The organism is Bacillus pretiosus, assembly GCF_051294775.1.
In the GTDB taxonomy this organism is placed as follows: Bacteria; Bacillota; Bacilli; order Bacillales; family Bacillaceae_G; genus Bacillus_A; species Bacillus_A wiedmannii.
This window is the reverse complement of record NZ_JBPPHF010000569.1, coordinates 1-283: the sequence shown is the minus strand read 5'-3', so window position 1 is coordinate 283 and position 283 is coordinate 1. Positions and strand designations below refer to the sequence as shown.

Genomic DNA, 283 nt, shown 5'->3' with positions numbered 1-283 from the left:
CAGTACAGGAATACTATTTTCAATTTCATTCCACGGCTCATATTGTCTTTCAATATCAAATATAAAGTAAGTATTTTGTATTTTTTCTTCAAAAGACTGATCTGTATGATACGTAATCGAAGTTACGCTTTCTGTAAAAAATGGTAAGCACCGAAATTCTTTCGGTATTTCTATAACTCGCTCCATCCTTTATTTCCCCTTCATTCGCTACTTTCCTTCACGACACACTTCTAGTAATCGGCACTCTTCACATTGTGGTCGCTTGGGTTTTACTTGTCTTTTA

1 pseudogene is annotated in these 283 nt (G+C 35.0%); it reads right to left on the bottom strand.

From position 1 onward, the window contains the following. Nucleotides 1-186, bottom strand: a pseudogene (locus tag ACSG5Z_RS32200) (YpoC family protein); the annotation flags it as partial. Nucleotides 187-283: the final 97 nt, after the last annotated feature.